This is a genomic window from Paenibacillus sp. L3-i20 (assembly GCF_022180385.2).
Lineage (GTDB): Bacteria > Bacillota > Bacilli > Paenibacillales > Paenibacillaceae > Pristimantibacillus.
This window is the reverse complement of sequence record NZ_BQME02000002.1, coordinates 1619486-1635875: the sequence shown is the minus strand read 5'-3', so window position 1 is coordinate 1635875 and position 16390 is coordinate 1619486. Positions and strand designations below refer to the sequence as shown.

Sequence of the window (16390 nt, the reverse complement as noted above, 5' to 3'; positions counted from 1 at the left end):
AGAGTGCCTGTAAAACAGTATCAGCGGAAAGTAATCTGTTCAGCTCTTCAATTTACTAATACTGAACCGGCACATGTTCAAGAGATTATTAACTTTGTAGCATGGCCTATATCGATAGACTACACGGCACCGCAAGATGTGAAGTTGAGAGTTATCCGTAGTTCATATGATGTCTTAGTAGCTGGAATAAGCGATTTTATCGTTAAGAAGCAAGATGGATCATTGTCGATCGCTAAATCTACAGACTTTTTAGCGGAATATACAGAATTAATCATCTGATTTGGGCCATGGCTGAGACTACCACGGCCCATTTAAATTAACCGGACACAACCGGGATACCAAGTGAGGTTGATGAGATATGGATTGGTTAAAAGAGTTGTTGAAAGCACAGGGTCTGACAGATACTCAGATCACAGCTATTGTAGGAGGTGTGGAAACAAATTATAAAGGTTGGGTTCCTGAGCATCGCTTCAAAGAGATCAATGATGCGAAAAAGGCTGCTGATGAATCTATCAAAGATCGTGACAAACAACTCGAAGACTTAAAGAAGTCAGCGGGTGACAATGCAACTCTGAAAGATCAGATTGATAAGTTACAAGGTGAGAACAAGATCGCACAGGAAAAGTACGATGCTGACCTTAAGGAGCTCCAAACCAACACAGCTTTGAAAATGGCGCTGTCTGGTAAGGTGCATGATGTAGACCTCGTATCTGGATTGATAGACAAAACGAAAATTGAATTGGATGAGGCCGGTAATGTGAAAAGCGGTTTCGATGATCAGTTTAAAGCCCTGCAAACGAGCAAGGCTTTTTTGTTTGTTCCGGAAGATAAGGGCGGCAATCAATTTCAGTTCAAGGGTACAAAACCTAACGAAAGCGGCGGCTCAGGTGGTAATGGTGGCGGTGGTAACGCTGCAAGTGATTTTGGTAAGAGAATAGCAGATTTTAGCAAGACAAATGCGGACACTGCAAAAGCACAACAATCCTATTTTGAATGATAAGGAGGCAGATTGTAGATGAGTAAATTTATTAAAACGACTTATACGAATAAGAAGGGCATCCTCAAGTTCCCTGACCACTACGTTGCTATCCCAGTAACTGTTGATGATGCTGGAGTGGTAGTGGTGGATGGTAAAAAGATTGTGCCAGCAGGAACGATTGTAGGGGGTGGCACACTTACAACACCAGCTACAAAGGTGAAAAAAGCAGTAACAACCACAGGTGTGTCAAACGCTGAGGGGGTTCTTTTTGATGATGTAGATGTTACCTATGGTCCAGCATCAGGTGCAATGGTCATCCATGGATTTATCAATAGATCAAAATTACCTGCTGCACCAGATGCTGCAGAAGTTACCGCACTTAAACAAATTACATTCCTTGCCTAAAGGGCAGAAAGGGGCTATTACATGCCTACAATTTTTGATTACGTTAGCGCCAATGCGATTGCTACGTTCATGGCTAACAATCCTAGTAATTCCGTTCCATACTTGGGGTCAACGCTGTTTCCTGCTAGAAAGAAATTAGGTCTAGACCTAAGCTGGATCAAAGGTTCTCGTGGATTACCAGTATCACTACAGCCTTCCGCATTTGATACAAAGGCAACATTGCGTGACCGTATCGGATTTAGCAAAGTTGAAACGGAAATGCCGTTCTTCCGTGAGGCTATGCGTATCGGGGAAAAAGATCGTCAGGACCTTCTCCGCTTGCAGGATAATACCAATGATCAATACATTATGCCTTTGCTAAGTCAGATATTTAATGACGTTGGGGCGCTTGTGCTTGGTGCTGAGGTAATCCCTGAGCGTCAGATCATGCAGCTATTATCCAGTGGCCGAATTCGTATTACGTCCGCTGAGACACGCCAAGACCATGATTACAACTATGGTATGAGTGCTGATCATATGGAGACGATTGCTGACCCTGCTCAGAAATGGAGTAATCCTTTGGCCGATATTGCGGGTCATATCACTGGCTGGCAAGATAAGATTGAGAGCGACACAGGTGTTCGTCCTAAACGCGGTCTTTGTACTCGTAAAACATGGGGCTATATCATGAAAAATGAGGGCTTCTTAAAAGACATGAACCCTGTTGGATGGCAAAATGTTATCGTGACTGATGCAACAATGCGCCAGTATCTTCTTACAAAATTCGGGTTGTCGATCGCTGTGTATAACAAAAAATATGCACTGCTTGATGGTAGCACTCACCAGTTTTACCCTGATGATTATTTCACTCTATTTCCGGAAGGTAATTTGGGCAGCACTTGGTATGGTACTACGCCTGAGGAAGCTGATCTATTGAGTGGAGCAACTTCGGCAGAAGTACAAATAGTCAGTACTGGTGTTGCAATAACGACGATTAAGGAAGCACACCCTGTTAATGTTCAGGCAATAGTATCCGAGATCGTGCTTCCATCATTTGAACAAATCGACACTATATTTATAGCGAAAGTAGCATCATAAGAGAGGCCGAGGCCTCTCTTTCACTTTGAAAGGGGAATGAAATATGAGTGACGAAGAGAAAGCGAAGTTGGAAGCAGAAGAGGCAGCTAAGATGGCAGCTAAACACGAAGATAAAGAACAGAAAAAGAAGCCCAAAAAAGTTGAGGTTATTTGGACTAAAAATGTCCGATACACAGATGGTCTGCATCAAGAGGGAGAGAAGTCCTCATTAACAGAGGAAGAAGCAGAAGAGCTCTTAGCCGAAGGATTAATTCGATTCCCGGAGTAGGTGAATTTGATGAGTAATATGGCAGTACTTGAAATAGTGGACCGCCGACTTGGATTGAAAGATGCAGAACATCATTCTTCAATTCTTAGCTACGTCGATGAAATAGGGTATCGGATCATGCACTATTGCGGACTTGATAACGTACCTGATGGACTCAAATACGTGTGGGCATCAATGACTATCGACGTTGTTCGGATTGAATTGCCGCATATCTCAGAGATTGCGGATACGGTGGGTGATGGGGCAGTTAACATCAGTGTGGGCGATACTTCATCTGGTGGTAGTGGCAGAGGAATTACGAATACTTCAAAAGCAAGTATTGAGGATGTAGTTACAAATTACCGTGTAGATCTAAACCGCTACCGAAAAATGAGGTGGTAGGATGGGGATTAACTACGCTAAACATCGCAAGTCAATAGAGCGCATGTATGAGGATACTTGTACGATATTTCGTCATCGCAGTGTTAAAGATCCCATAAAGAAAACTACGAGACTCGAGCCACAAAAACTGTTCGAAAACTTAAAGTGCAAACTATCAAAAGCAGGATTGCCTAAGAACGGACAGACTGAGGCGCAGAATGACGTTGTTTTCGATGCGAAACTATTTATTGCACCAGAGATTGAGATTTTACAAGGCGACTTAATAGAGGTTGTGAGGGCTTCTACAGGTCGCAAGGAATCATATACAGCAGGAAAGCCATTCCCGCCTTATAGTAGCCATCAAGAGATAAGCCTATCCTTTAGGGGATGGGCTTAATTTTGAAGTGGGGAGAATTTGATTTCTCGGCGCTAGAACGTATGACCAATCACATGAGGACATCTATGGAAAATGGAATCATTGAGAAGTTTATGCATGATTTCATACTTGAAGTAGCTTTTCGCGCGGAACGTAAAATCAAACCACGCACACCATTAGGTGAAACGGGAGAATTACGCCGCAGCTGGATGGTTGGAAAAGTAGAGCGTCATGGGAACGATTTTGTCGTGGAAATCTACAACAATACGGAATACGCCATATTTGTTGAGTACGGACATCGGACAGGTAAAGACCTCACTGGCTGGGTGGACGGAAGGTTTATGATGACAATATCCATGAAGGAAATCGAACGTGAATTACAGACTTACTACGATAAACATGTTACTAGACTACTGGATGATTTAATGGGGGGCTGAGCATGAGTCAAGTGACATTTAATGAAGTACGTTATGCGGTTCATGCTGCTCTTGATGTGGCTTTTCCGTTAATGCCGATATTTGATGAAGAGATTAAACAAGGGCTAAAACCACCGGGCTTTTTTGTTAAGCTGCTTGAGCCTAGCCATAGTCATGAGTTAAATAACAGGTACATGCGATATCACCCACTGGATATTCACTATTTTGCCGATGGCAGAAAAAATGATGACATGTACGCTATGGGCGAGCAGTTAACAAGCGTACTAGAGTTGATAAATATAGGTGGTCGCTCTTGTGCAGGGAAGAACATGAGGATTGTGATCATCGAAGATGTATTGCATTTTTTTGTGGATTATAACTTTAAAGTGTGGCGCAAAGAACCACAATATCCATTAATGCAGACACTTGAGCATAAGGAGGTAATAAATCCGTGACCGAAGTACAAGGTTTTACTAAGGCCCGATTATTGGGGTCTGAACAATTTATGCCTATCCAGAAAGACATCTTAACCGCACTGCTAGATGACGATAAATTATACTCTGTGGATGATGCTAAACGGAAGATTGAGCAGTATCTAAAGAAGGAGGCAAGATAAATGGCATCTGGAAACTGGACAACGACAAACAAGGAAAGACCAGGCGTATACGTGAATTTCACTTCTGAGCCACAACCACTCGGAACTGTAGGAGATCGTGGTGTAGTGACTATCCCGCTAGTAATGTCATGGGGTCCTGCAAAGACGGTTATTGCTGTTGACGCTGGAGCGGATACGTTTAGTACATTAGGGTATTCGCTTGCTACTAGTGAGATGCTGCTAATACGTGAGTCTTTGAAAAGAGCTAAACGATTACTTCTCTATCGTTTAAATGCTGGAACTAATGCGACAGCAACGCTAGGAACGTTGACTATGACAGCGAAGTATGGCGGTATTCGGGGAAATGATATTCGAATTGTGAGTGCGGCTAATGTTGATCAAGCAGGCACTTTTGATGTGATGACTTATGTATCTGGTGCATTGGTAGATGAACAAATTAAAGTGCCTAACGTTGGAGCGCTTAAAGCTAATGACTGGGTTAACTTTAGTGGAACAGGGGCGTTAAGTGCTTCTGCTGGTGTGCCATTGCAGGGCGGTTCAAATGGTACGACAACTAACGCTGATTTCACAGACTACATGGCGGCCATTGAAATTCATAACTTCGATACACTAGCTTACACGGGTGTAGATGCAACGCTGAAAGGAATATTCACAAGCTTTTGCAAACGACTAAGAGATGTTGAGGGCAAAAAGTTACAAACCGTTTTAGAAAACTACCCTACTGCTGATTATGAGGGAGTTATCAGTGTTAAAAACGGTGTGGTACTTGCTGATGGAACAACACTTACAGCGGCTCAAGCAACTGCGTGGGTAGCAGGAGCAACGGCGGGGGCACAAATCAACCAGTCGTTAACTTATTCGGCGTATGACGGTGCTGTTGATGTCTCACCGCGTTATACGCACAGTCAGATCGTTGCAGCACTTCAAGCTGGAGAGTTCGTATTTACCTTGAGCAATCAACGGGCAATAGTCGAACAAGACATTAATTCACTTAAAAGTTTCACTCCAGCAAAAGGTAAGCAGTTTGGAAAAAACAGAGTGATTCGTGTTCTTGATGGAATTAATAATGATTTTGTTCGTATTTTCTCTGATTTCTATCTGGGCAAGGTTTCGAACAATGCAGATGGCAGGAACCTCTTGAAGGGAGATTGCATCAAACATATGGAACTGTTGCAACGGATTGAAGCAGTGGAGAACTTTGATTCACAAACTGATATAACCGTATCTGTAGCTGATGGACAATCAGACGGCGTGTATATCGAGTCATACGTCCAACCAGTAGATAGTATCGAGAAAATTTATGTGTTGGTTAAAGTGGGAGGTGCAGCATAATGACATTCTTTAGAGAGTCAGATGCAGTAAGTGGTAAGTATGCTAAAGCTTTTGCGATAATTAATGGCCGAAAAGAAGAATTGTTTTATGCAAAATCACTAGAATCAACAATTGAAAAAAATAAGGTTGATGTACCTGTTCTCGGCAAGGTGAATACACCAAAACGTTCAACGGGCTGGAGTGGAACCGGCTCAATGACAGTCTATTATGTCACATCAGCGTTTCGTCTGTTGATGCACAGATACATTAAGACTGGACAGGACTTTTGGTTTGATCTTCAAGTTACAAATGAAGACCCTAGTTCCTCAACAGGAAAGCAAACGGTCGTGTTGATAAATTGCAACATAGATAGTATTACTGCAGCACAATTTGACACAAGTAGTGATGATATGCTGGAAGAGGAAATTCCATTCACATTTAGTGACTACGACTTGTTAGACAAATTCAATACAATTACAGGTGTCTAATAGATACCTGATACCAGGAGGTAATTATGAGTTCATTACAGGAGTTTTTGAATAACAATCCAATCGATAACATAACAAAAGAGGTGCCTATTTCAGAACGCCTTAAGGATGATAAAGGTAATTTGCTTTTATTTAAAATCAAAGGAATGACGGGTGATGAATTTGAAGATTTACGGAAGAAGTCTACAAAAACTGATCTCAGGAAAGGAAAACGGTCTGTTGCGTTTGATAATAAAACCTTTAACGAACAAATGGTTATTAACCACACAATCGAACCAGATTTCAAGTCTGCTGCTAGCATCGAGGCTTTAAAATGTACTAGCCCTTCGCAGTACTTGAACAAAGTGCTTCTAGCCGGTGAAATAATTGAGCTGAGTAATCAAATTCAAACGCTGAGTGGATTTGAATTAGACCTTTCAGAATTGGTAGAAGAGGCAAAAAACTAATAGAGGAGGGCGATGGCGAGGCTAACTATGCTCACTATGCCCTCCATAAGCTACACATACTCCCAAGTGTGTTTGCCGACTTGCCGAGGAGAGAAAAAGCATTTGTAATGGCATCTATAGATATAAAAATAAAAAGGGACAATGAAGAAACAAAAAAACTGAAACGCAAATAGTAGGAACCTCGTACTTGTGGTAAAATGAATTGCATTTACCATTATTAGGGGGTTTCCTATGACTGATCTCTTTGGAATCGTATGGCTACTAACTGGAATTTGTTTAGTAATATTCGCTATTCTTTGGATAGTAGCTAGTAAAAAACGTACTAGAACGAAGGGACATAAGACCATGACATTGACATCATTCTTTTTGTCATTGATCTTTTTTATTAGTTTTATAGTCTCTGTTGCGATCGAACCAGCTCCAGAAACAGCTAACAACAAGGATATCACTCAAAGCGCTGAGAAAGCGTCAAAGGTTAATGTAATAATTAATGCATCGCAATTTAGTGGGATCACACTTACCGAGCTTAAGGATATCATGGGTACGCCCGAATCTGTTAAAGGATGGAACTTTAAAGCACCTAGTAGAACGTACGAGGCTACTGACGTTACTTATGAGAATAACAAATTTGAATTTATAATAATCGATAACAAAGTCGTAAGGTTAACTTACTATGGTAGTACCGATGAGTATAGTAATGACCAACAAATACCTGAGTTATTTGGCATTAAGATGACACCAGGAATGTCGGTCAATAGTAATGGTGGATCAATACGGTTCGGTTCAATAGATGATAAAATTGACGATCTATGGGTGACCACTTTAGATATTGCTGCGACCTATAAAGTGACATACGACATGACATATTTTAAATGACACCCTTTGGGGTGTTTTTTTATTCCTTTCTAAATGAGGTGATAGTATCGCATCAGTTACGTCAAGCTTAAAGATGATAGATGGCATGTCCAACACTTTAAATAGAGTAATTAAACGTATGGAATCCTTGTTAGGTACGGCAGAACGATTGAATAAAGTTATGTCATCGTCTAAAGGGAATAGTTTGATACCAGCAAAGACAATTAGCGACCAAAACCAAGTAGTGAGTAAAAATCAACAAATTATTCATCTCACACAAGTCATCAACAACAACTACAACCAAATAAATAACACCATCCATAACAATAATCAGACACTAAATCAAACAAATAATACTCTTAGCCAAGTGGCTAGTAAACAAAATCAAATTAATTCTGGATTGCGTAGAGGTAAGAAGGAATCATTTGATATGCTTTCCAATTTTCAAGGCATGGTAGCTGCATACTTAACTTTTCAGGGAGCTCAGGGAATAGCTACAGCTAGTGACAGCTATGTTAATAGCCTAGCTCGAATTGATATGATTAATGATGGCTTACAGACGACAGCTGAACTCCAGAATAAGATATTCGCTGCTGCAGATCGCTCTAGGGGTAGCTATACGGATATGGCTGGCGTAATCGGAAAGATGGGCGTATTAGCCAAAGATGCATTTAAGAGCAATGACGAACTTGTCGCATTTTCTGAACTTATGCAAAAGTCATTCCGTGTAAGTGGTGCGTCTACTATGGAACAACAATCCGGTATGTATCAATTATCGCAAGCGATGGCATCTGGTAAGTTGCAAGGGGATGAGTTTCGATCGATTATGGAGAATGCCCCTATGCTAGCACAAGCAATTGCGAAGTTTACAGGAAAATCGATGGGTGATCTTAAAAAAATGTCGGCAGAGGGTACAATTACAGCTGACATCATTAAGGGAGCCATGTTTTCTGCTGCTGATGATATAAATGCAAAGTTAGATTCAATGCCCAAAACATTCGGTGATATTTCTAATCAAATACGCAACACAGCTCTCAAATCGATGGGCCCAGCTATCCTTAAAATTAGCGAAATGCTTAATGATCCAGCTACGCAACAAAACCTGAGCAATTTGGGTAACGTTTTTGGAGCTGTTGCGGTAGCCGCGGTATGGCTCTTAAATGCGGTAGCGCAAACTTATGGTTTTTTTGCGGATAACTGGCCTACGATTAGTCCTATTATTTGGGGTGTAGCAACAGCGCTAGGAGCTATGGCAATAGGTACAAAGGCGGTAGCAATCGCTACTGCGATAGCAACGGCGGCTACTAAAGCAGGAACCATCGCATTTGCTTTAAAGACCGCTGCGACATTAGGATTAGCTGCTGGATGGCGAACACTTAATACAGCGATGAAGGCTAATATATTTGTCTTAATTATATCCGTAATCATTGGTCTAATTACGTGGATTGTTAAACTGTGGAAGACAAATGATAAATTTGCAGAGGGGTTAATGCGAGTGTGGAATAGCATTTTAAACTTTTTTGATCGTATTCCGGCGTACTTTTGGCAACTGGCAGAATGGTTAATGACACCGTTTGAATGGTGGGCTGATAGCATTGGGAAAATTTACGATACAGTAATAAACGGAATCATAAAAGGTATGAATACGGTGCTGAAATTAGTGAATAAAGTAAGTGGCAAATCCTACGAGATATCTGCAGAGTTTAGTTTCGATAAAATTACAGCTGGTATGAATGATATCGTTGCTTTAAAGAAAACAGAAGCCTATGCCAATGCTGCTGAGAAAGCAGCGGAACGTGAGGCGAAATTGCAAGAGAGCATGAAGGCAAGAGCCGCTGACGAAGCACTTAAGAATACTGAAAAAGAAGTTGCTAATGAGGAACCGTTTGATTTTTCTGGCGCTGCTGATGCTATAGATATAGGTAATGTAGACAAGGTAGGGGAGCTAGGCAAGATCAATGACACGGTGGATATTAGTAGTGAAGATCTTAAGCTAATGCGTGAAATCGCTGAAATGAACAACATCCAGAACTTCATTTCGTTATCTCCTAAAATGTCATTTGGAGACACGTATATACGCCAAGATGGTAGATCTATTGATGAAATCGTTTCAAATATTACTAATAAGCTAACGGAAGAGATAGCTTCAAGCGCTAAAGGGGTGTTTAGGATTGAGTAAGTATGGGGTGTATCTATCTATTAATAATCAAGATGATGGCTTTCAACTCCCAATTAACCCGTCAAGCATTGAAGCAAGCGAAGGTAGTAATGGACAAACTTACGACATCATAAAGCTTGGTGAAATTAATGTTATTAAAGCTCGTAGCCTTACGCAATATTCTTTCGAAGGGATATTTCCTGCACAAAGATATCCATATCTCTCCGTGGAAAGTCCACGTACACCTAAAGCATACGTTGAAGACATTGAAAAATGGATCGAATCGAAACGACCAATTAGATTCGTTTATACGGGCAAAAAATATGCTAATGGTAAATCATTTGAAATAAATGAAGCAGTAAGTATCGAGTCATTTAACTGGAAAGAGACAGCAGGACACGGGGGAGACATAACCTATTCGCTTAAACTTAAAAAGTATGTTTTTTACGCTGCTCGACGTATTTCCATACAGGGAGCATCAAGGGGGACATCAAAATCATATGTCGCTGCCCCTGCAACACGGCCCAACGATACTCAGCCACCTAAGGTATATGCGGTAGTGGCTGGTGACACATTGTGGGCCATAGCGAAACGAACGTTAGGTGCAAGTGCGAGGTGGAAGGAAATACAGTCATTGAACAAATTAACCGACTCCCAAGTTAAATCATTACGTATTGGTCAATCTCTAAAAATACCGAGGTGATTCGCAATGATAGAGATGATTATAGACAACAAGAACGGAAATGTATGGGATGTGTCAGAAATTGTGTCCAGTATAACATGGAAAACAAGTCGGGTTGGTCGCCCGAGTAGCTTGGATTTCACTTTGATTAAAAATGCACTATATGAAGAAAAAGCTTTCACATATAACAATGGCGATGTTGTCAGGTTTAGATACAACAGTGCAAATGTCTTTTATGGCTACATTTTTAACTCTGATGGCGGCAAAGATGAAGCAGTGAAAATTAAGTGCTATGATCAGATTCGCTATCTGTTAAATAAAGAAACATATGTGTTCGCAAATGTGACAGCTTCCGATATTGTTAAGCAAATTGCAAAGGACTTCAATTTGAAGATAGGAAGAATTGAAGATACGATTTATAAAATCCCAACCATGATAGAAGATGGTCAGACACTTATTGATATAGGCACGAAAGCACTAGATCTCACATTAATAAATTCAGGAAAAAACTATGTGCTCTTCGACGACTTCGGGGCATTAACGCTTAGAAATGTTGAAAATTTACTCGTTGATTTTATCATAGGTGATGGTAGTTTAATGACTGATTATCAACTTAAGAGTAGCATCGACGAGAGCACTTACAATCGAGTCAAGTTGTTCAAAGACAACAAAGAATCTGGTAAGCGTGAGGTTTTTATTACTCAGGACAGTACTAACATTGCTCGATGGGGAACGTTGCAGTTGTATCAATCTGTAGACGAAAAAATGAATGAAGCTCAAATTACACAATTAATGGATCAATTAATTAAACTTCACAATCGGGAGTCGAAGTCATTAAAGATACCAGCTATCGGTGACGTTAGGGTTAGAGCTGGAAGTTACGTACCGATCATGATAGCGGAGTATGCTATTAACCAACCATTTCTCGTTGACGAGTGCACCCACCGTTTTGAAGGGGTTGACCATACCATGCAAGTCGACATGAAGGTGATATCTTGAGTAACCTATTATCAACAATTAAAAATGCAGCAAGAGACGCAATTGAAGCTTCTAACCCCGTGAATTTACTTATGGGCGTTATAAAATCAGAAGATCCGCTCGAAGTAACCGTTGATCAACGGTTTACACTCGGTGCGGATTTTTTAATTGTGCCAGAGTCGTTAACTCGGTTGGTGTTGGATTTACGGCATACTCACCAATACACCGACTCAAGTGACAGCGGAACTGCTAACAAGAACACTACAGCAGCTTTACCAGTAGAACCGTTCGTCATTCGTCGGGGGCTAGAAAAAGGTGACAAAGTGCTCTTGCTACGAATTCAAGGTGGTCAAAAGTTTTTAGTTATGGATAGGGTGGTGGGCTAGATTGATACCTGTAGGGAGTACGTTGAATAGTGATATTGTACAAGAGGTTCAGCAGCCATCTTTAACATGGAGAATTGATTTTGAAAGAGGGCGTATATCAGGAATGGTTGATGGACTAGATGCAGTTAAGCAAACGGTTTTTAATATCTTTAACACAAAACGGTTTGCTCACCTAATCTATAGCTCAAATTTTGGTCATGAATTTGACTATGCGATTGGGCTAGGGCCATTATTTATGCGTTCTGAAATGTCGAGGATGGTAAAGGAAGCACTATCTCAAGATGATCGTATTTTAAGTATTGATGATCTGCGAATCGAAACAATAGGCGACAGGGCCCTTGTAACATGTCAAGTTGTTACTAGTTTAGGCACGTTTGAACAGAGGCAGGAGGTGGGCCGAATTGTATGAGCATTTAACCTATGAGTTTATCTTGCAACGAATGCTAGATCGTGTTCCTGACACAATTGATAAAAGAGAGGGTAGCTTAATTTATAATGCACTAGCACCTTCTGCGGCAGAACTTGCCCAAGCTTATATTGTGTTAGGCATAAACGATAATCTAGCATTTGCGGATACAAGTACGGGTGAGGAATTATCTAGAATTACTGCAGAAGATGGGGTTAATCGTGCACCGGCAACGACTTCAAGGCGTAAAGGCACGTTTACAGGAAATGCCGGTGCACTTATAGATATACCTATTGGGAGTAGATTTAGTATAGAGAACGTTACTTTTGTAGCGACCTCAAAAATAAGTACAGGTGTATTTGAAATGACCTGTGAGCAGTCCGGAAGCAACGGTAATAAGCAATTTGGAGCGCTACTTCCGATTGTGTATATTAACGGTTTAGAAACGGCTGCACTGGGAGAAGTTTTGATACCTGGTGAAGACGAAGAGGATGACGAGACTTTACGAGCAAGGTATTATGCCTTTGTTAACGAACCACCATTTGGGGGTAATGTCTCAGACTATAAAGAAAAGGTAAATGAGATTGATGGTATTGGTGGGGTAAAGGTTTACCCCACATGGAATGGTGGAGGCACAGTAAAGTGCACAATCATTGCTTCTGATTGGAGTCAACCTACCACTTCGCTTATTAGTGCAGCACAAATGATTATTGACCCAGTTGGACATAGTGGGAAGGGCATGGGTACTGCACCTATAGGCCATACTGTTTCAATTGTCGGAGTACAAAATACGATAATTAACTTCGTATCTGTACTCACCCTAAAAGCAGGAGTTACAGTTGGACAGGTACAAGCCCCCATAACTAATGCTATCAGTAATTACTTACTAGAGTTAAGGCAAGATTGGGCCGAACAAGATCAAACAGTAGTTAGGGTTGCCATGATTGATGCGGCCATTCTCACGATCGCTGGAGTAGTTGACGTTTCAGGAACAAAACTGAATGGTACGGCTGCTAATGTAACTATGGCTGTAGATAGGATTCCTGTTGTTGGGACGGTGACATTAAGTGGCTAATCGAGTAGTTAAACACTTACCTGAGTTTTACCGTGATATACAGGATTTTAGAGAGCTTGATGTAACGGTCAGTGAGGAACTAAATAATATCGACTCTGCAATAAACCAGTTGTTGGACAATCGATTTGTAATGACTAGTAGTGTGGAAGCAATTGAGCGGCGAGAGAAAATACGCCGTATTAACGCTGACCCAAACGTGGAATCGCTGGAATTTCGAAGGCTTAGAATACTTAACCGTAATCAAACGAAGCCGCCGTTTACAATACGATATTTACAACAGCAACTAGATAGATTAGTTGGGGTTGGCATGACTATTGTTACCGTGAATTCTCAGCAATTTATCATATCAGTCATGACAAATATTGAAAATGCACTCCTCTTTCGTGAGGTGCACTATACGATCAACATAGTTAAGCCGGCTAATATGTTGTATCAGCAATCAACTTCGCTCGGTGAAAAGATTGGGTTTAAAGAAAGCATCTCTCGAAAAAGTGTCACATGGAATTACAAACTAGGGTCATGGAAAGTTGGAGAGAAGCCTTTTGCAACACTGGGGAGTGAGGTGGTTATTAAATGATTACAACTCAATTGATTGGTGATGCTGCTCGTTATGTAGATAGTCGAATCGCAAAGGTAGTGCTAAATGGAACTTATACTATAACTAATTTCGCTAAAAAATCCACCACGGGTGGAACTGTTGCGATAAATTATCTAGTTCCAGTAAGTGGAGTATCACTTATAACGCTAATCGAACTTAAGGACGCAAATAATGTAGTTTTATCAACTAATCCCGTTAACGTCCCAATAGCAGCAGATACAATGTTAATGCAAACAATTGAGGTAAAAGAGGTGACAAGTTAATGGCAAAAACTAACTGGGCACTGGATGATACTGTACTGCCCACAGACTTAAATCAAATTGGCACAGAAATTAATACGGCGATTAAGAATGCAGGAGAGGCAAATAGCGCAGTTGCTGGTGTGTCAACACAATTAACTACTCATATGAATGATACAACCGGAGCACATGGAGCGACTTCTGAGGCTATCCCTGGTACTTTAGCTGAAAGGACTGCCGATGGATGGCTTGCGGGTGTCGGGTTTGCATCAAGTGCCCCACAGGGAACAGCACCGTTTTGGACACAATCCACAACGCTAGTTGAGCGATTCAATTCCGAATTTTTTAATGGATTACGTAGTAGTGATTTTTACCGCTATGGCGGTAATACAGGTGTAACAAACGCTGACACACACATCGGAAATGGGTTTTACTGTACGCCCGATACTTTCGTTGGTAGTCCATTCCCCGGACAAAATGGCTCCAATCAAGGGTATCTTGAACACATTAGCTGGTTTGGTCGTACGGACTATGCTTTACAAAGACATACACCAATAAATGCAAATATTTCAAATAGATACCGAATCAAAAACAATGGGAAATGGCAGCCATGGGTGACAACATGGGATTCAAGCAATGACGGTGCTAACAGTGGCTTAGATGCAGATAAATTGCATGGCATGCCGCCTTCGTGGGTGCAAGATGCTGACTCAATAGTAGCAAGGGATAGTAAAGGGGACATTACAGCGCGTCAATATGTTTCAGTTGTAGGAACAGGTACAGCGCCACTTAAGGTGTATTCCACAACTCCAGTCCAATATCTCAACGTCGATTTACTAGACAGCAAACATGCTAGTGATTTTGACTTAAGAACGAATGGCTCAACTACGGACTTTAATGCCGCACTAACACATGGCAAGTATGGGTTTGCTTCTGTTGTTGCAAATTCTTGGCGCGGTGGAATGTTATATGGTGTACTTGAAGTTATAGTAAGCGATTTTGGAATACACAATAATAGGGATAACTGGATATGGCAAAAAGCATATACAACAGATTCCGAAACATTTATAAGAAATAAAGTTAATAGTAGCCCATGGACTGCATGGCAACCAATATGGACTGGCATAAATAGTGATTTTGCAACAAATGCCGATGTTGGAAATAAGGCATCATTAGCAACGTCGAACAAGACGAACCTTGTAGCAGCTATAAACGAGGTTTTTACATCTGCCAGTGACGGTAAAGCAGAAGTTGCCGCTGTGATTACTGGTAGAGAAGTACCGACAGCGGCAAATGCTTCATATACAGTAATGGCTAATAACATTAAAAAAATTCCAGCAATACGAGCAGGAGCTATGTGGGAATTACGCTCTACTCCTGAACTTGATTTGAACTCAGTTTGTTATGGCAATGGATTATTTGTAGCATTCTCAACTGAACAAACATCAACAAATTTTATGACATCTACCGATGGGATTAACTGGACATTGAGAACGAGTCATTTCGGTTGGTGGACTCCTTTCTATGCCAATGGATTATTTGTTGCAGTAACTAGTAACGCAACTGCGGGATATAGAGCTATGACATCACCAGATGGTATTAACTGGACATTGAGAGCAACTCCTGCTGATATTGGTTGGGGATCAATTGCTTATGGTAATGGGATTTATGTAGCTGTATCCGATTCTGGAGTAGGTAATAGAGTAATGACATCACCTAATGGAATAAATTGGACACTTAGAGCTGCACCGATCAATAATGATTGGAATTCTGTTGTTTTTGGCAATGGAATTTTTGTAGCTGTAGCCAGTAGCGGTACTGGAAATAGAGTAATGACATCTTCTGACGGTATTAGTTGGACTTCACGAACTAGTGCGGCAGATAATGGCTGGTTATCAGTTTGTTATGGAGATGGATTATTCGTAGCCGTTTCATTTACTGGTACAGGTAATCGAGTAATGACATCACCTAACGGGATTAACTGGACAATAAGAACAAGTGCATCAAATATTAATTGGTACTCTGTAGCATATGGTGCTGGAATGTTTGCTGCAGTAGGTACTACAGGAACTGGAACAAGAGTAATGACATCTTATGATGGAATTACATGGACAATGCGTACAGGGAATGCCACAGGATATTGGAGATCCGTTTGTTTCGGAAATGATAAATTTGTGGCTGTTGCTGGTAATGGTGACGGCACCGTTGCGAATAATCGAGTAATGACATCTTCAACTCATATGTAGATAAACAATCTTTAGTTCAAAGCTC

At 41.0% G+C, this 16390-nt stretch carries 23 protein-coding genes; all 23 read left to right on the top strand.

Going from position 1 to position 16390, the window contains the following annotated elements; all coding sequences use genetic code 11:
- The first annotated feature begins 3 nt into the window (after positions 1 to 3).
- The 23 genes from MFF31_RS21455 (at position 4) to MFF31_RS21345 (ending at position 16365) form a co-directional block, all read left to right on the top strand.
- Positions 4 to 279, top strand: coding sequence for a hypothetical protein (locus MFF31_RS21455; protein ID WP_238190888.1), 276 nt, complete (start codon positions 4 to 6; stop codon positions 277 to 279).
- Positions 280 to 358: 79 nt separating this feature from the next.
- Positions 359 to 997, top strand: a complete 639-nt coding sequence (locus MFF31_RS21450) for a phage scaffolding protein (RefSeq protein ID WP_238190886.1) — start codon at positions 359 to 361, stop codon at positions 995 to 997.
- An 18-nt stretch (positions 998 to 1015) separates the two neighbouring features.
- Complete coding sequence (locus tag MFF31_RS21445) at positions 1016 to 1384, top strand: hypothetical protein (RefSeq protein ID WP_238190884.1); 369 nt, start codon at positions 1016 to 1018, stop codon at positions 1382 to 1384.
- Between the two features lie 21 nt (positions 1385 to 1405).
- Positions 1406 to 2461, top strand: coding sequence for a major capsid protein (locus MFF31_RS21440; protein ID WP_238190882.1), 1056 nt, complete (start codon positions 1406 to 1408; stop codon positions 2459 to 2461).
- A gap of 43 nt (positions 2462 to 2504) precedes the next feature.
- Positions 2505 to 2729 (top strand): hypothetical protein, encoded by a 225-nt coding sequence (locus MFF31_RS21435; protein WP_238190881.1) that lies wholly within the window; start codon positions 2505 to 2507, stop codon positions 2727 to 2729.
- Positions 2730 to 2738: 9 nt separating this feature from the next.
- Positions 2739 to 3110 (top strand): DNA-packaging protein, encoded by a 372-nt coding sequence (locus MFF31_RS21430; protein ID WP_238190880.1) that lies wholly within the window; start codon positions 2739 to 2741, stop codon positions 3108 to 3110.
- A 1-nt stretch (position 3111) separates the two neighbouring features.
- The gene (locus MFF31_RS21425; protein ID WP_238190877.1) at positions 3112 to 3486 is read left to right on the top strand and encodes an ABC transporter ATP-binding protein; all 375 of its coding nucleotides are present in this window, start codon (positions 3112 to 3114) and stop codon (positions 3484 to 3486) included.
- On the top strand, positions 3477 to 3902 hold the full coding sequence (locus MFF31_RS21420) for an HK97 gp10 family phage protein (protein WP_248565549.1): 426 nt from the start codon (positions 3477 to 3479) through the stop codon (positions 3900 to 3902). The genes MFF31_RS21425 and MFF31_RS21420 overlap by 10 nt, the downstream gene beginning before the upstream one ends.
- Before the next feature lie 2 nt (positions 3903 to 3904).
- Positions 3905 to 4336, top strand: coding sequence for a phage tail terminator family protein (locus MFF31_RS21415; protein ID WP_238190873.1), 432 nt, complete (start codon positions 3905 to 3907; stop codon positions 4334 to 4336).
- On the top strand, positions 4333 to 4497 hold the full coding sequence (locus MFF31_RS21410; RefSeq protein WP_238190871.1) for a hypothetical protein: 165 nt from the start codon (positions 4333 to 4335) through the stop codon (positions 4495 to 4497). Before MFF31_RS21415 ends, MFF31_RS21410 begins: the two co-directional genes overlap by 4 nt.
- A complete protein-coding gene (locus MFF31_RS21405) occupies positions 4498 to 5829 on the top strand; it encodes a phage tail sheath family protein (RefSeq protein ID WP_238190869.1) in 1332 nt (443 codons plus the stop codon).
- Complete coding sequence (locus MFF31_RS21400; protein WP_238190867.1) at positions 5829 to 6296, top strand: phage tail tube protein; 468 nt, start codon at positions 5829 to 5831, stop codon at positions 6294 to 6296. The genes MFF31_RS21405 and MFF31_RS21400 overlap by 1 nt, the downstream gene beginning before the upstream one ends.
- A 26-nt stretch (positions 6297 to 6322) precedes the next feature.
- Positions 6323 to 6742, top strand: coding sequence for a phage tail assembly chaperone (locus tag MFF31_RS21395; RefSeq protein WP_238190865.1), 420 nt, complete (start codon positions 6323 to 6325; stop codon positions 6740 to 6742).
- 231 nt (positions 6743 to 6973) lie between these two features.
- Positions 6974 to 7618 carry a hypothetical protein gene (locus tag MFF31_RS21390; protein ID WP_238190863.1) on the top strand — a complete coding sequence of 215 codons (645 nt, stop codon included), beginning with the start codon at positions 6974 to 6976 and terminating at the stop codon, positions 7616 to 7618.
- An 85-nt stretch (positions 7619 to 7703) separates the two neighbouring features.
- On the top strand, positions 7704 to 9776 hold the full coding sequence (locus tag MFF31_RS21385) for a tape measure protein (RefSeq protein ID WP_238190862.1): 2073 nt from the start codon (positions 7704 to 7706) through the stop codon (positions 9774 to 9776).
- Positions 9769 to 10458 carry a LysM peptidoglycan-binding domain-containing protein gene (locus MFF31_RS21380; protein WP_238190861.1) on the top strand — a complete coding sequence of 230 codons (690 nt, stop codon included), beginning with the start codon at positions 9769 to 9771 and terminating at the stop codon, positions 10456 to 10458. The genes MFF31_RS21385 and MFF31_RS21380 overlap by 8 nt, the downstream gene beginning before the upstream one ends.
- Positions 10459 to 10464: 6 nt before the next feature.
- Positions 10465 to 11436, top strand: a complete 972-nt coding sequence (locus MFF31_RS21375; RefSeq protein ID WP_238190860.1) for an XkdQ/YqbQ family protein — start codon at positions 10465 to 10467, stop codon at positions 11434 to 11436.
- On the top strand, positions 11433 to 11801 hold the full coding sequence (locus tag MFF31_RS21370) for a DUF2577 domain-containing protein (RefSeq protein ID WP_238190859.1): 369 nt from the start codon (positions 11433 to 11435) through the stop codon (positions 11799 to 11801). The genes MFF31_RS21375 and MFF31_RS21370 overlap by 4 nt, the downstream gene beginning before the upstream one ends.
- 1 nt (position 11802) lies before the next feature.
- On the top strand, positions 11803 to 12210 hold the full coding sequence (locus MFF31_RS21365; RefSeq protein ID WP_238190858.1) for a DUF2634 domain-containing protein: 408 nt from the start codon (positions 11803 to 11805) through the stop codon (positions 12208 to 12210).
- Complete coding sequence (locus MFF31_RS21360) at positions 12203 to 13282, top strand: baseplate J/gp47 family protein (RefSeq protein WP_238190857.1); 1080 nt, start codon at positions 12203 to 12205, stop codon at positions 13280 to 13282. Before MFF31_RS21365 ends, MFF31_RS21360 begins: the two co-directional genes overlap by 8 nt.
- A complete protein-coding gene (locus MFF31_RS21355; protein ID WP_238190856.1) occupies positions 13275 to 13859 on the top strand; it encodes a putative phage tail protein in 585 nt (194 codons plus the stop codon). Before MFF31_RS21360 ends, MFF31_RS21355 begins: the two co-directional genes overlap by 8 nt.
- Positions 13856 to 14143, top strand: a complete 288-nt coding sequence (locus tag MFF31_RS21350) for a ketopantoate hydroxymethyltransferase (RefSeq protein ID WP_238190855.1) — start codon at positions 13856 to 13858, stop codon at positions 14141 to 14143. Before MFF31_RS21355 ends, MFF31_RS21350 begins: the two co-directional genes overlap by 4 nt.
- Positions 14143 to 16365: a pyocin knob domain-containing protein gene (locus MFF31_RS21345; protein WP_238190853.1), complete on the top strand. Its 2223-nt coding sequence runs from the start codon at positions 14143 to 14145 to the stop codon at positions 16363 to 16365. The genes MFF31_RS21350 and MFF31_RS21345 overlap by 1 nt, the downstream gene beginning before the upstream one ends.
- The last annotated feature ends 25 nt before the right edge of the window (positions 16366 to 16390 follow it).